We start from the raw sequence: 14,799 nt of genomic DNA, 5'->3' as shown, positions 1-14,799 counted from the left end.
CATGGGGGTAAGACTTATTTCCGCAGCAGTCGGAATCGTTATTGCTGTTATTATTCTGATACTGCACAACACTATACTGCTTAAGCTTGCAATTGCGGCAGTAACGCTGCTGATGCTTTTTGAGCTTTTCAGGGCAGGAAGATGTCTCAGACTGCGGCTGACCTGCATTCCGGCTTTTATTTACGGCGCTGTTTCTCCTTTTTTAGCATACGGATCCGCTTCCAAATATAGGTTTGCAGTTAATTTAATATTGATATTATGTATTTTCATAACTTATATAGCGCAGCATAAAACGCTTAAATATTACAGATTGTTATTCATTTTATCCTGTACAATTTTAGTGAGCAAAGCAATGAGCTGTCTTATTATATTAAACGGTATGGATAAAACGCATGGTCTTATGTATCTTATAATGGGACTTTGCGGCGCATGGCTCGCTGATTCAGGCGCGTATTTTGCAGGAACTTTTTTCGGAAAGCATAAGCTTTGCCCGGAGGTCAGTCCCAAAAAGACTGTGGAGGGCTTTATCGGCGGAATTGTTGTTACAGGTCTGCTGTTTATGCTTATCAACTTTGGATATTCAAAGATACTTCCTCTCGTTACGGACAGTACTGTCAGCGTTAATTATTTTGAAGTCTGCTTACTTGGAATGGCTCTTGCGGTTGTCGGAACTATAGGAGATCTTTCAGCGTCCGTTCTGAAAAGGCAGTGCGCAATAAAGGATTATGGAAATATTATGCCGGGACACGGCGGTGCTATGGACAGGTTTGACAGCGTACTTTTTGTCGCTCCCTGTTTCTATGCGTTTGTTTCTTTGATAAGTATATATAAATGAAATAGGGGCTGATAAGCCCCTTTTTTCGAAAATATCGTGAAGGGATGGTATTATGCCGTTTTACGGCATATAATTATATGGGCAGAGTGAAAATGATTTCTGTTATAGGATCAACGGGTTCAATAGGTACTCAGGCTCTTTCAGTTGCAAAAAAGCATAACATTTCTGTTAAATCGCTGGCGGCGCGTTCAAGCTGGGAGCTTCTTGCAAAGCAGTGTATTGAAACCGGAGCAAAAACCGCTTGTATATACGATGAGAAATATGCGGTTAATCTGAAAAACGCGCTGTTCGGATACGGAGTCAGGGTTGTCAGCGGTATGGAAGGACTCTGTGAAATAGCGGCGGACCGGGAAATTGATATGCTTGTCAATTCTGTTGTAGGAATGATAGGGCTTCTTCCCACTCTTACCTCTATTGAGAGCGGGACGGATATTGCGCTTGCCAATAAGGAAACTCTTGTTGCAGGCGGAAATCTTGTTATGAAGCTTTCGGCTGAAAAAAATGTAAAAATTTATCCGGTCGACAGTGAACACTCAGCAATATTCCAATGCTTGCAGGGTAATAAGAGAGAGCAGCTAAAAAAAATAATATTAACGGCCTCGGGAGGACCTTTTTTCGGTAAGAAATTAAGTGAATTGGAAAACGTTTCGATAGAGCAGGCATTGAACCATCCTAACTGGAGCATGGGAAACAAAATAACTATCGATTCCGCTACTCTCATGAATAAGGGACTTGAATTTATTGAAGCAAAATGGCTTTTTGATTTAAAGCCTGAGCAGATTGAAGTAGTCGTTCACCGGCAAAGCGTGGTTCATTCAGCGGTTGAGTATAACGATAATTCTGTAATTGCTCAGATGGGGACGCCTGATATGAAAATACCTATACAATATGCCCTGCTCTATCCGGACAGGTTTAAATGCGACTGCAAGCCCCTTTCTCTTACCGACTGCGGAACCTTGACCTTTGAAAAGCCCGATTATGAAACATTTAAATGTCTCTCTGCTTGCGTCGGTGCAATTACTATTGGGGGAGCTTATCCGTGTATAGTAAACGGCGCTAATGAAGAGGCTGTAAAGCATTTTCTCGGCGGAAAAATCAGCTTTAATCAGATAGGAAATCTTGTAAACGGAGCGTTTAAGGAATTTAAGTATCATGATATAACGTGTTTTGAGGACGTGATTGAATGGGATAAAAAAGCAAGAGATTATGTGTTAAGCAAGATAAATTAGGAGGCAGCAATGAAATATATTCTCGCTATTGTGATATTCGGAATTATTATACTTATTCATGAGTTCGGACATTTTGCCGCGGCAAAGCTATGCGGAATAAGAGTGAATAAGTTCGCTTTGGGCATGGGCCCGTGTCTGCTGAAAAAGCAATGGGGAGAAACAGAATATTCAGTAAGGCTGTTTCCGATAGGCGGTTTCTGCGCTATGGAGGGAGAAGACGCTGAAAGCGACAGCAGCAGCGCATTCGGAAACAAACCTGTGTGGCAGAGAATGATTGTCGTTTTAGCAGGAGCGTTTATGAATATAGTTTTGGGATTTATTGTAATAGTTGTTCTTACATGCATGGACACATCAGTTCCTACAACCGTTATAGATTCTTTTCATACAGCCTCCGAATCAGCCTCAGAATATTCGGCTTCAAGCTATGACTGCGGTTTGCGCGAAGGAGATAAAATTATTGAAATTGACGGAATGGATATAATGACAGTAAAGGATCTTCAATACGCGCTTATTTCCTCCGAAAATGACAGCTATGATCTTGTAGTTAAGAGAAATGGCGAAAGAACAGAGCTTAACGATGTCGTATTTAAAGATAAATCAACCGGTTCACTGGTGGATTTTTATATAAAAGCGCATAAGAAAACGCCGCTAAACGTATTATCGTATTCCGCTAAGGATACGGTTTCAACAGCTAAGCTGGTGTGGCTTTCATTAAAGGATCTTGTAACCGGAAAATACGGCTTTAAGGATTTGTCCGGACCAGTCGGGCTTGTTGACGCTATCGGCGACGCTGCCGATTCAGGAATAAATATCAAGGAATCGGTTATGTCTCTGTTCAGCCTGACATCGCTGATTACTATTAACCTCGGTATTTTCAATTTGCTTCCTATACCGGGGCTTGACGGCGGCAGATTCATTTTCTTGGTTGTAGAGGCAATAAGACGAAAGCCTGTTAAGCCTGAGCATGAGGGAGCTGTGCATTTGATAGGAATGGCTTTGCTAATGCTTCTGATAATTGCGGTTACATTCAGCGATATAAAAAAATTATTTGGGTAGGATATTTTTATGAGAAATATAAAAAAGGTCAAGGTCGGAAACTGCGTTTTCGGCGGCGAGAAAATTTATGTGCAGTCAATGCTCAACAGAAGGTCTGACGATATCGAGGGAAGTGTTGAACAGGCTGAGGAGCTTCAAAAGGCAGGCTGCGATATAATCCGCGCAGCTATACCGGATATGGACGCTGTTAAGCTTATACCTGCTATAAAGGAAAAGGTAGGAATACCTCTTGTTGCCGATATACATTTTGATTATAAATTGGCTCTTGCCGCAGCGGAGGCGGGAGTTGACAAAATAAGAATAAATCCCGGAAATATAGGCGGTCTGGACAGAGTTAAGCTTGTTGCGGATTCGTGCCGGCAGCATGGCGTTCCGATTAGGGTGGGCGTAAATTCCGGATCTCTTGAGAAGGATATTCTTGAAAAATTCGGCTCTCCTACGCCCGAGGCTCTTGTGGAAAGCGCACTCAGGCATGTTAAAATCCTTGAACAGTTCGATTTTGACAATATAGTTATCTCAATAAAGTCATCTGATGTTAAGACCATGATAGAAAGCTATCGGTTGGCGTCGATCAGGTGCAGCTATCCGCTTCATCTTGGCGTTACGGAGGCGGGAACTGAAAGAATGGGAATAATAAAGTCGGCGGTGGGAATAGGTTCCCTGCTTGCAGATGGAATAGGAGAAACTATAAGGGTTTCTCTTACAGGCGATCCTTTAAAAGAGGTATCCGCCGCAAAGGACATTCTTAAGGCGGTAGGCAAGGGAAGCGGCGTTGAGCTTGTATCGTGTCCGACATGCGGCAGGACAAGGATTGATCTTGTAAGAGCCGCTTCAATGATAGAGGACGCCGTAAGGGATATTGACAAAAACGTTAAGGTTGCGGTTATGGGGTGCGTAGTAAACGGACCGGGTGAAGCTATGGAAGCCGACATAGGTATCGCCGGAGGCGATAAATGCGCTGTGATATTTAAAAAGGGAAAGGTTTTGAGAAAGATAAGCGAGGATGAAATCGTTCCCGAATTACTTAAGGAAATAGAAAAGCTTTAGGAGTTTTGAGATGAATGAAATAAGACTGGGCGATTTTTTAAACGAATATACGTGCGATATACCGGAGATTACGAAGGACGGTATGATTTATAAGCTTACATATTCTTCAAATCAAACAGAAATTTCTTTTTATGTAAGATTTACAAAGCTGATTCCATACAACGATGTTATCACCTTTGAAAAGCGCCTTGAAAATATATTTCATCTTGATCGAATAAATCTTCACTGCTCGTATTCTCCCGAGCTTTTTACGATGGATTATTACGGCGAGCTTATATCAAAGCTGAAAAGAAAGCTTGCGGTAGTCAACGGCTTTCTTGATAACGCAGATGTGAAGTATGGGGACGGACTTATAACAATAGGCATAAAAAACGGCGGTTATGATCTGCTGATGAAAGCAAATTTCTGCAACGAGCTTTCAAAGCTGATAAAAGACGAGTTTAACTTGGATATAAAAACGGAGCTTACCGGAGAGCATAGCGTTGACGTCGGGGAGCATGATAAAATGATGGAGGAAATACGCGCTTCTCTTCCAAAGCGGCCGGAACCGACTGCGTTCGCGCCTTCTGCTTCTGCGGCTCCTCCCGTGGAAAGAAAACCGCAGGAAGCGCGGCGGGCGGATATGTCAGGATTAAATCTGCCGTTTGATATAATATCAGATTCTGCATTGCAGATCAAGGGGAAGAATATAAGAACCCAACCCGAACCGATAGGAGAAGCGGTAAAGGAGCTTGACAGAAAGGTTACGATAATCGGAGATATATTTGACGCGGCCGATGTTAAGACCACTAAAAACGGTAAAGAAATTCATGTTTTTTATCTTACTGACTATACAGGCTCATTACAGATGAAGCTGTTTATTGATCCTGAAAAGGATAAAACGGATACCGGAAAACTCAAAAAGGGAGTTACGGTTATTGTTTACGGCGATATAGAATTCGATACCTTTTCGAGAGACGTATCTATACGTCCTCTGTCTATCGTTGCTGTTAAAAAGAAAGAACGAACTGATAATGCAGAGAAAAAGAGAGTTGAGCTTCATCTGCATACCAATATGTCGGCTATGGACGCCATAACCGACGCCGGTACCCTTATAAAACGGGCTCATTCATGGGGGCATAGGGCAATTGCAATTACGGATCACGGTGTAGCTCAGGCATTTCCCGACGCTATGAACGCATCGGCAGGTATGGACGATTTTAAGGTAATATACGGCTGCGAGGCATATGTTGTAAACGATATAGTTCCGCTGAATATTGTAACAAAAGAAGATAAAAGAAGCATTAACGATGAAATTATCATCTATGATGTTGAAACTACCGGACTTAATTTTGACAGGGACAGGCTGACTGAAATCGGAGCTGTGAAAATCAAGAATCTCAGGGTGATAGACAGCTTTAATATCATGGTGAATCCCGAACGTCCTATACCTCAGAAAATTGTCGAGCTTACCGGAATTAATGACGGTATGGTTGCTAATGCGCCGAAGGAGCGACAGGCTGTAGAAGAATTCTTTCGTTTCTGCGGCGATAATCCTGTTATGGTCGCTCATAATGCCCGATTTGATAATTCGATGATCGACGCGGTGTGCAGACGTCATAATATTTCGCATGAATATACAAGCATTGATACGCTTATTATGAGCAGGGCAATGCTGCCGGAGCTTGGCAGGCATACTCTTGACAGCGTGGCCAGGCATTTAAAGCTGGGTAAGTTCGAGCACCACCGCGCCTGCGACGACGCTATGATATTAGCGAAGATATTTATAAAGCTTGCAGAAAGACTTGTAAACGATAACGGAGTAGAGATACTTGCAGACCTTAATACAAAGGTAAATAAAATAGACGTTAAAAAGCTGAAATATTTTCATCAGATTATACTTGTACGCAATAATGTAGGATTAAAGAACCTGTATAAGCTTATTTCCATGAGCCAGCTTGATTATTTTTATAAAAGGCCCTTGATGCCGAAATCAGAGCTTTTGAAGCATAGGGAAGGACTGATTTTCGGAAGCGCCTGCGAAGCGGGAGAGCTTTTCAGGGCGGTTATTGATAAACGGCCTGAAAAGGAAATAGAGGAGCTTGCAAGGTTTTACGATTATCTGGAGATTCAGCCTGTTATGAACAACGAATTTATGGTGAGAAAGGGACAGGCCGATTCTATTGAAGAGCTGCGGGACTATAACAGAAGAATAGTTGAACTGGGGGATAAGCTGGGCATTCCTGTGTGCGCTACCTGTGACGTTCATTTTATGGATAAGGACGATAGTATTTTCAGAAAGATACTTATGGTAGGCAACGGCTTTAAGGACGGTGAAAATCAGCCGCCGCTTTATCTGCGGACTACTGATGAAATGCTCGAGGAATTTGAGTATCTTGGAAAAGACAAGGCATATGAGGTTGTTGTTGAAAATACCAATATGATAGCCGACTGGATAGAGCGTATAAGACCTATTCCAAAGGGAACGTTTACACCAGATCTTCCTGGAGCGCAGGAGGATCTGGTCAGAATTACAAATGAAAGGGCTAAAAGTATATACGGCGATCCGCTTCCTGAAATTGTCGGAAAAAGACTTAACAGAGAGCTTGAATCCATTATTAAGCATGGATTTTCAGTTCTTTATATAATTGCTCAGAAGCTTGTTTGGAATTCTGAGGAGCATGGATATCTTGTGGGATCAAGAGGCTCCGTCGGCTCGTCGTTTGTAGCTTCTATGGCGGGAATTTCAGAGGTTAATCCTTTAGCGCCGCATTATGTGTGTCCGAAGTGCAGACACAGTGAATTTATTACTGACGGAAGCGTAGGCTCCGGGTTTGATCTGCCTCAGAAAAACTGTCCTGAATGCGGAGCTGATATGCATCGCGACGGTCATGATATTCCGTTTGAAACATTTCTGGGATTTGACGGCGATAAGGCGCCGGATATTGATTTGAATTTTTCCGGTGAATATCAGGGAAGCGCGCATAGATATACTGAAGAGTTGTTCGGGCCAAAAAACGTGTTTAAAGCAGGAACGATAAGCGGAGTGCAGTCTAAAACGGCCTTTGGCTATGCAAAGCATTATCTTGAAGAGGTAGGACAGACGGCAAATCCCGCCGAAGAAAACAGGCTTTCAATTGGTTGTACAGGAGTGAAGAGGACGACCGGACAGCATCCGGGCGGTATGGTGGTCGTTCCGTCGGATTACGAGGTTTATGATTTTACTCCGATCCAGCATCCGGCGGAATCAGAGGATTCAGACGTTGTTACCACACATTTTGATTTCCATTCGCTTCATGATACAATATTGAAGCTTGACGAGCTGGGACATGTTGTGCCTACTCTCTATAAACATCTTGAGGATATGACGGGAATAAAAATAAAGGATGTTCCTACTTCGGATCCAAAGGTTATTGAAATGTGTACTTCTGCAAAAGCGTTGGGGGTTTCTCCGGAGGAAATCTATTGTCAGACGGGAAGCCTTGGCATACCTGAAATGGGAACCGGTTTTACTATCCAGATGCTAATAGACGCCAAGCCAAAAAAATTCAGCGATTTTTTACAGATTTCCGGACTTTCACACGGAACGGACGTATGGCTCGGTAACGCAAAGGATCTGATTGATTCGGGTACTTGCACTATTTCAGACGTTATAGGTACGCGTGACAGTATTATGACATATCTGCTTTACAAGGGCGTTGAGCCTAAGATGGCTTTTAATATTATGGAATGGACGCGAAAGGGCAAGGCGCCTAAATTTTTTACTCCGGAAATTATAGAAATGCTTAAAGAGCACAATGTACCGGACTGGTATATAGAAAGCTGTCTTAAAATAAAGTATATGTTCCCGAAAGCCCATGCGGCCGCATATGTTATTGCCGCAATAAAGCTCGGATGGTTTAAGCTTTATAAGCCTCTTGAATTTTATGCTACATATTTTACAACGAGAGGCGCTGATTTTGATGTGGAAACGGTTAATATGGGTATCAATTCTGTTCGGAATAAGATTGAAGAGCTGAGGGCAAAGGGAAATGAAAAAAGTGCAAAGGAAAAGGATTCCTACGACCTTCTTCTTATAATCAATGAAATGATGGCAAGAGGATACGATTTTCTGCCTATTGACATTTACAAATCTCATGCGACAAAATATCTTATAGAAGACGGAAAAATAAGAATACCATTCAATGCCATTTCCGGCGTAGGCGATAATGCTGCTGTAAAACTTTATGAGGCTGCTCAGAAAAAGGATTATATATCTGCGGAGGAGCTTCAGAACAAAAGCGGCGCGTCAAAAACAACAATGGAAGCTCTTGAAAAGCTAGGGGCTTTGGGCAATTTGCCTAAAACGAGTCAAATGACGTTATTTTAGCTTGACTTCTTTTGAATGACGTGATATCATGTTAGCATACTAAAGCGAATTGAGGAAATAATAATGAGAAGTAATGATTTGATTACCCCGGAGGGTACTAAGGATTTGTTATTCGACGAGTGTATTATAAGACAAAGCATAGAAAAAAAGGTTCATAATATTTTCAAGGGCAGAGGATATTCTGAGCTTATTACTCCCAGCATTGAATTTTACGATGTATTTGACCATAATTCCGGATATTTTCCTCAGGAAAGACTGTTTAAGCTGACGGACTGCAAGGGCAGACTTCTTGTTCTGCGTCCCGACAATACGGTTCCGATAGCAAGAATAGTTGCTACAAGGCTGAAGGACGCGGTTCTGCCTATACGTTTATATTATAATCAGTGCGTCTTTACAATGGAGCCGTCGCTGAAGGGCAGAAGCGCACAGACGGTTCAGACGGGAATAGAGCTTATCGGCTCGTCTTCCAAAATGGCTGACCTCGAAGTAATAGCCACTGCAATAGAAGTGCTTTCCTCCTGTTCTGACGGGGAGTTTTCACTTGAAATCGGAGATATCAGGTTTTTCAGAGAGCTTGTAGAAAAGCTTGACGCGACGGACGAACAAAAGGAAACTATACGCGATTATATAGAAGCTAAAAATTATCCTGCGTTAAACGATATGCTGGATAGTATCGGAAAAAACGAAATTACCCATGCTCTTAAAAGGCTTCCGAGACTTTTCGGCGGGGAAGAGGTATTTGATAAGGCCGCCGAGCTGTTTTCAGACGATAAGATTGATTCGGTTCTTGAAGGTCTGAAAGAGCTTTATAAAAATGTTTCCGCTATTATCGGCAGCGGTAATCTGACGGTAGACCTTGGCATGGTAAACAGAACGGATTATTATACGGGCGTTATAATAAAGGGTTATCTTGAAGGGTATGGGGAAGAGGTTTTGTCAGGTGGAAGATATGACAAGCTGATTGCCGATTTCGGATATGATGTGCCCGCTACCGGCTTTGCAGTAAATGTCGACGCCGTGACGCAGGTTGAACTGAAAAGGCGTCCATTAAAGGCGGCTCTCGCAGACGTTATAGTGTTTGCAGAGAAGGGCTATGAAATGGAGGCGCTGAAAAAGTCCGACGATCTGAGGAAAAGCGGAAAAAAGGTTGAAATTTCACTTTTTGATAGTATTGACGAAACTGTTAAATACGCTGAAGAAAAGAATATATCCGAGATTTTGACTGTCGGCGGAAAGGAGGAGCAGTAAGATGCAGAAGCCTTTGAGAATTGCGCTTACTAAGGGAAGACTGGAAAAGGATACTGTTGGACTTCTTGAAAAATCCGGTTATGACTGCACATCTGTCAGGGAAAAAGGCAGAAAGCTTATTCTACCTGTAAAGGACGCAAATATCGAGGTCGTACTTGCAAAGGCCAACGACGTTATAACCTATGTAGAGCATGGAGTATGCGATATGGGCGTAGTAGGCAAGGATACGATTATGGAAATGAGCGGAAAGTTTTTCGAGCTTGTCGACCTCGGTTTTGGACGATGTAAATTTGCTCTTGCAGCTAAAAGGGGAGCAGATTTTTATGAGGGCTACGGAATAAAGACCATTGCAACAAAATATCCTAATGTTGCCAGGAAATTTTTTGAAGGCAAGGGCATGGATGTGGATATAGTCAAAATTGAGGGATCAGTTGAGCTTGCGCCTTTGCTGGAATTATCCAACGGCATTGTAGATATAGTTGAAACAGGCACTACCTTAAAGGAAAACGGTCTTGAGGTAATAGAGGACATCGCGCCTATTTCAGCAAGGCTGATCGTTAATACGGTAAGTCTTAAATTAAGGCAGAGGGAAATAGAGGATTTAATCAGAATTATTGAGGAGAATCTGTAATGATAAAGAAAATATATGCTAACGGCAGTGATGAATTTGAATTTCTTGAGGAACTGAAAAAGCGCAGCGGAGAAACTGATAAGAAGGTAACTCAGGTTGTAAACGAGATAATTGAAAATGTGAGGTTAAACGGCGATAAAGCCGTTAATGAGTACACTATTAAATTCGACGGAGGTCTTCCGGAGTATACCGAGGTTCCTCAGGAGGTTATAAACGACGCTCTTGAAGAAGCAGACGAAGATTTTATAAATGCGCTTTTGAATGCAATGGAAAATATTGCAGAGTTTCATAATCGCCAGCGTCAGCAGGGATTTACCGATACAAAGGATAACGGAGTTATGCTCGGTCAGAGAGTAAGAGGTCTTGATAGAGTTGGACTTTACGTCCCGGGAGGAACGGCGGCTTATCCGTCAAGCGTTCTTATGAATGCTATTCCTGCGAAAATTGCCGGAGTCAGGGAAATTATAATGGTTACTCCTCCGCTTAAGGACGGCGCTCCGAATAAGGATATTCTTGCTGCGGCTGCGGTATGCGGAGTAGACAGAGTATTTCTTATGGGAGGAGCACAGGCTGTTGCGGCAATGGCATACGGTACCGGAACGATTCCTAAGGTTGATAAAATCGTAGGACCGGGAAATATTTTTGTAACTACCGCTAAAAAGCTTCTTTTCGGTCAGGTAGATATTGACATGATCGCCGGTCCGAGCGAAATACTTGTTATGGCAGATGAAACTGCCGATCCGAAATTTATTGCAGCGGATTTAATGTCTCAGGCGGAGCACGACAAGCTTGCTTCGTCAATACTTATTACTACAAGCGAGGAAATTGCAGATAAGACAATAGCTGAGCTTGAAAGGCAGATAGAGTATCTTTCAAGAAAGGAAATTATACGCAAATCGCTTGAGGATTACGGCGCCGTTATTGTATGCGACTGTCCGCACTGCGCTGTTGAACTTGCAAACGCTATTGCTCCGGAGCATCTTGAGGTGCTTATGAAAAATCCTACGGAATATATAGGAAAACTTGATAACGCAGGATCTGTTTTCCTTGGTAAATATGCGTCCGAGCCTTTGGGAGACTATTATGCCGGTCCTAACCATGTTCTTCCTACAAGCGGAACCGCCAGATTTTTTTCACCGCTTTCAGTTTCAAGCTTCATTAAACGTTCAAGCTATATTTATTATACGGAAGAGGCGCTTCGGGAAGCAAAGAACGATATAGTACTTCTTGCTGAAAAGGAAGGTCTGACAGCTCATGCAAATGCAATTAAGGTAAGATTTGAAGATTAATGTAGTATTTATATGGTTTTAGACATCTGAAAGGAGCGGTCTTAATGAGCAGCTGGGAAAACAACATAAGACGAGTTGAGCCTTATGTTCCGGGAGAACAGCCTAAGGAAAAAAATATTATAAAGCTAAATACTAATGAAAACCCTTATCCTCCGTCGCCGAAGGTATCGGAAGCGCTCCGAGAATTTAATACGGACAGAATGAAGCTTTATCCCGATCCTGATTCCGCCGTCCTTATTGACGCCCTTGCAGAAAGGTATAAGGTAAAGCCATCGCGGATTTTTGTTGGTGTTGGTTCGGACGATGTGCTTTCAATGGCGTTTATGACGTTTTTTAATTCTGATAAGCCAATCTTATTTCCTGATATAACTTATTCATTTTATGATGTTTGGGCTGAGGTTTACAGAGTTCCTTATAAGCGTATACCTCTTGACAGCAGCTTTAGAATAAATCCGTCCGATTATATGAATGATAACGGCGGAATTATATTTCCGAATCCCAATGCTCCGACCGGCGTATTCGAAAGCGTTTCAGTCATTGAAGAGATAGTTAAGGCAAACCCTCAGTCGGTTGTTATTATTGACGAGGCTTATATTGATTTTGGAGGTCAAAGCTGTCTGCCGCTTGTTGATAAGTATGATAATCTGTTGGTTGTACAGACCTTTTCAAAATCTCGTTCTATGGCTGGAATGAGAATAGGCTTTGCTGTGGGTAATGAAAGGCTTATAAAATATCTCAATGACGTGAAGTTTTCAGTTAATTCATACACAATGAACCACATAACTCAAATATGCGGCGCCGCGGCTGTAGAAGACGAGGAATATTTCAGAGTTACTGTAAATAAGATAATTGCAACCCGTGAAAAAACCAAGGCCAGACTTTCAGAGCTTGGCTTTAGTTTTCCGGATTCCATGAGCAATTTTATTTTTGCTTCTCACTGTAAAAAGCCTGCCTGCAAAATTTTCGAGGAATTGAAAAGTCGTCGAATTTTTGTAAGGTATTGGAATAAGCCGGAAATTGATAATTACCTAAGAATAACTATAGGCACAGAGAATGAAATGGATTATTTTATCAGGGCGCTTGAGGAAATTCTGTTATGAAAGGAAAAAATATGAGAACAGGGACTGTTGAAAGAAAAACCCGTGAAACTGATATTAAGGTTGCGGTCAGGCTTGACGGATCAGGGAATTCTGATATATCTACCGGAATCGGTTTTTTTGATCATATGCTGACCGCTCTTTCAAAGCACAGCGGAATAAGTATGGAAATATCGGCTTCGGGAGATCTTGAGGTTGACGGTCATCATACTGTCGAGGATACCGGAATAGTTCTGGGACAGGCTCTTTCCAAGGCTCTGGGAGAAAAATCAGGTATTGCAAGGTATGGAACGGCTTTTATCCCTATGGACGAGTCTCTCGGTTTCTGTTCTTTGGATATAAGCAACAGACCGTTTCTTGTTTTTAAGGGTGAATTTACAAATCAAATGATAGGCGGCTATGACGTTAGTCTGACGGAGGAATTTTTCAGAGCGTTTGCTTTCAATGCCGGAATAACAATGCATATCAATATGGTATACGGCGCTAACGATCACCATAAATGCGAAGCGATTTTCAAGGCTGCCGCTCATGCTCTTAAATTGGCTGTGAGGGAGCTTGAAAACGGAGAAACCTTATCAACAAAAGGAATCCTATAATAAAACCGAAAGGAATGATATAAATGATAGCTGTAATAGATTACGGCGCAGGAAACATATTCAGCGTTAAAAACGCATTGGATTTTCTTGGAATGGAAAATAGGCTTACAAGCTCCGCAAAGGACATTGAAAGCGCCGACGCCGTCATTCTTCCGGGAGTAGGAGCGTTTCCTAAAGCTATGGATATGCTTGAAAAAAGCGGATTGATAGAAACTATTCAAATACAGGCAAGGAAAAAACCGTTTCTGGGTATATGTCTCGGAATGCAGCTTTTATTTGATAAGGGTTATGAATTTGAAGTATGCGACGGTTTAGGTCTTATTGAGGGAAAAGTCAAAAAGATGGAAGAGCCTGAGCTTATAATACCCCATATGGGCTGGAATAAGCTTGAAATATTAAATGATTGTCCTTTGCTTTGCGGACTCGAAGAAAACAGCTACGTTTACTTCGTTCATTCTTACAAGGCGGAATGCAATGATAAAAATATATCCGCTTATTCTGTTTACGGCGGCAAAGTTCCCGCCCTTGTCTATGACGGCGGAACTGTTTACGGGGCACAGTTTCATCCTGAAAAAAGCGGAGAAACAGGACTGAAAATTCTGAAGAATTTCGGAGGGCTGATAAAATGATAATATTGCCTGCAATAGATATTAAGGACGGAAATTGCGTAAGATTGTTTAAAGGGGATTTTTCAACTGCTGAAAAGGTCGCCGCAGATTATATGGAAACTGCAAAAGGCTTTGAGAAAGCGGGCGCGTCGTGGATTCATATGGTTGATCTTGACGGCGCAAAAGAGGGAAGGCCCGTCAATACTCAGATATATAAGGACGTAGCAAATAAGACCTCTTTGAAGGTAGAAGTCGGCGGAGGTATCAGGAATATTGATACAATCAGACAGTATCTATCTATGGGGATTTCAAGAGTTATAATCGGGTCAGCGGCTCTTAAAAATCCTGAGCTTGTGAAAGAGGCGGTTTTAAATTTCGGCAGCGAAAAAATTGCCGTTGGAATTGACTCTAAAAACGGAATGGTTGCTGCGGAGGGCTGGCTGGAATCCTCAGACGTTCATTATATACAGCTTGCAAAGGAAATGATAAAAATCGGCGTAAGATATTTTATTGTAACTGATATTTCAAAGGACGGGACGCTTTCAGGCGTCAACGCTTTACAGCTCAAAGAATTATCCGAGGCGGTCGGAAACGCTTGCAATATTATTGCAAGCGGCGGAGTACATACGATTGAGGATATTATAGCGTGTAAAAAGCTTGGACTATACGGAACAATCTGCGGAAAATCTATATACAAGGGAACTCTTGATCTTAGAGAAGCCGTCAGAATAGGCGAGGAATAACGGAGTTATTATTTTTACTGCCGGAATTCTCTGTTTTGCGGGGAGATTTCCGGTTACTGCCCTTTTGATTTA

Annotated in this window: 12 protein-coding genes; all 12 read left to right on the top strand. The window is 42.2% G+C overall.

Going from position 1 to position 14,799, the window contains the following annotated elements:
• The first annotated feature begins 1 nt into the window (after position 1).
• On the top strand, positions 2-835 hold the full coding sequence (locus tag ACYQ0N_RS10465) for a phosphatidate cytidylyltransferase (RefSeq protein ID WP_177532816.1): 834 nt from the start codon (positions 2-4) through the stop codon (positions 833-835).
• Positions 836-912: 77 nt separating this feature from the next.
• Positions 913-2,064, top strand: coding sequence for a 1-deoxy-D-xylulose-5-phosphate reductoisomerase (gene dxr, locus ACYQ0N_RS10460; protein WP_460162646.1), 1,152 nt, complete (start codon positions 913-915; stop codon positions 2,062-2,064).
• 9 nt (positions 2,065-2,073) lie between these two features.
• Entirely contained in the window at positions 2,074-3,120 is a 1,047-nt protein-coding gene (gene rseP, locus ACYQ0N_RS10455) for an RIP metalloprotease RseP (RefSeq protein WP_177532815.1), read from the top strand.
• Positions 3,121-3,129: 9 nt separating this feature from the next.
• Entirely contained in the window at positions 3,130-4,167 is a 1,038-nt protein-coding gene (gene ispG, locus ACYQ0N_RS10450; protein WP_177532814.1) for a flavodoxin-dependent (E)-4-hydroxy-3-methylbut-2-enyl-diphosphate synthase, read from the top strand.
• Positions 4,168-4,177: 10 nt separating this feature from the next.
• The gene (locus ACYQ0N_RS10445; protein ID WP_460162645.1) at positions 4,178-8,515 is read left to right on the top strand and encodes a PolC-type DNA polymerase III; all 4,338 of its coding nucleotides are present in this window, start codon (positions 4,178-4,180) and stop codon (positions 8,513-8,515) included.
• Positions 8,516-8,578: 63 nt separating this feature from the next.
• Positions 8,579-9,763 carry an ATP phosphoribosyltransferase regulatory subunit gene (hisZ, locus tag ACYQ0N_RS10440; RefSeq protein WP_460162644.1) on the top strand — a complete coding sequence of 395 codons (1,185 nt, stop codon included), beginning with the start codon at positions 8,579-8,581 and terminating at the stop codon, positions 9,761-9,763.
• A gap of 1 nt (position 9,764) precedes the next feature.
• Complete coding sequence (gene hisG, locus ACYQ0N_RS10435; protein WP_177532811.1) at positions 9,765-10,394, top strand: ATP phosphoribosyltransferase; 630 nt, start codon at positions 9,765-9,767, stop codon at positions 10,392-10,394.
• Positions 10,394-11,683, top strand: a complete 1,290-nt coding sequence (gene hisD, locus ACYQ0N_RS10430; RefSeq protein ID WP_177532810.1) for a histidinol dehydrogenase — start codon at positions 10,394-10,396, stop codon at positions 11,681-11,683. Before hisG ends, hisD begins: the two co-directional genes overlap by 1 nt.
• A 44-nt stretch (positions 11,684-11,727) precedes the next feature.
• Positions 11,728-12,783: a histidinol-phosphate transaminase gene (gene hisC, locus ACYQ0N_RS10425; protein ID WP_460162643.1), complete on the top strand. Its 1,056-nt coding sequence runs from the start codon at positions 11,728-11,730 to the stop codon at positions 12,781-12,783.
• An 11-nt stretch (positions 12,784-12,794) separates the two neighbouring features.
• Positions 12,795-13,376, top strand: a complete 582-nt coding sequence (gene hisB / locus ACYQ0N_RS10420) for an imidazoleglycerol-phosphate dehydratase HisB (RefSeq protein ID WP_177532851.1) — start codon at positions 12,795-12,797, stop codon at positions 13,374-13,376.
• Positions 13,377-13,399: 23 nt separating this feature from the next.
• Complete coding sequence (gene hisH / locus ACYQ0N_RS10415) at positions 13,400-14,005, top strand: imidazole glycerol phosphate synthase subunit HisH (protein ID WP_177532808.1); 606 nt, start codon at positions 13,400-13,402, stop codon at positions 14,003-14,005.
• A complete protein-coding gene (hisA, locus tag ACYQ0N_RS10410; protein WP_460162642.1) occupies positions 14,002-14,727 on the top strand; it encodes a 1-(5-phosphoribosyl)-5-[(5-phosphoribosylamino)methylideneamino]imidazole-4-carboxamide isomerase in 726 nt (241 codons plus the stop codon). Before hisH ends, hisA begins: the two co-directional genes overlap by 4 nt.
• Positions 14,728-14,799: the final 72 nt, after the last annotated feature.

This window comes from Ruminococcus sporogenes (assembly GCF_054655175.1).
This window is presented reverse-complemented; position numbering and strand designations above follow the sequence as displayed.

Coding starts and splice junctions, on each gene's coding strand:
- ACYQ0N_RS10465 (WP_177532816.1), top strand. CDS start 2: ATGGGGGTAAGACTTATTTCCGCAGCAGTCGGAATCGTTATTGCTGTT.
- dxr (WP_460162646.1), top strand. CDS start 913: ATGGGCAGAGTGAAAATGATTTCTGTTATAGGATCAACGGGTTCAATA.
- rseP (WP_177532815.1), top strand. CDS start 2,074: ATGAAATATATTCTCGCTATTGTGATATTCGGAATTATTATACTTATT.
- ispG (WP_177532814.1), top strand. CDS start 3,130: ATGAGAAATATAAAAAAGGTCAAGGTCGGAAACTGCGTTTTCGGCGGC.
- ACYQ0N_RS10445 (WP_460162645.1), top strand. CDS start 4,178: ATGAATGAAATAAGACTGGGCGATTTTTTAAACGAATATACGTGCGAT.
- hisZ (WP_460162644.1), top strand. CDS start 8,579: ATGAGAAGTAATGATTTGATTACCCCGGAGGGTACTAAGGATTTGTTA.
- hisG (WP_177532811.1), top strand. CDS start 9,765: ATGCAGAAGCCTTTGAGAATTGCGCTTACTAAGGGAAGACTGGAAAAG.
- hisD (WP_177532810.1), top strand. CDS start 10,394: ATGATAAAGAAAATATATGCTAACGGCAGTGATGAATTTGAATTTCTT.
- hisC (WP_460162643.1), top strand. CDS start 11,728: ATGAGCAGCTGGGAAAACAACATAAGACGAGTTGAGCCTTATGTTCCG.
- hisB (WP_177532851.1), top strand. CDS start 12,795: ATGAGAACAGGGACTGTTGAAAGAAAAACCCGTGAAACTGATATTAAG.
- hisH (WP_177532808.1), top strand. CDS start 13,400: ATGATAGCTGTAATAGATTACGGCGCAGGAAACATATTCAGCGTTAAA.
- hisA (WP_460162642.1), top strand. CDS start 14,002: ATGATAATATTGCCTGCAATAGATATTAAGGACGGAAATTGCGTAAGA.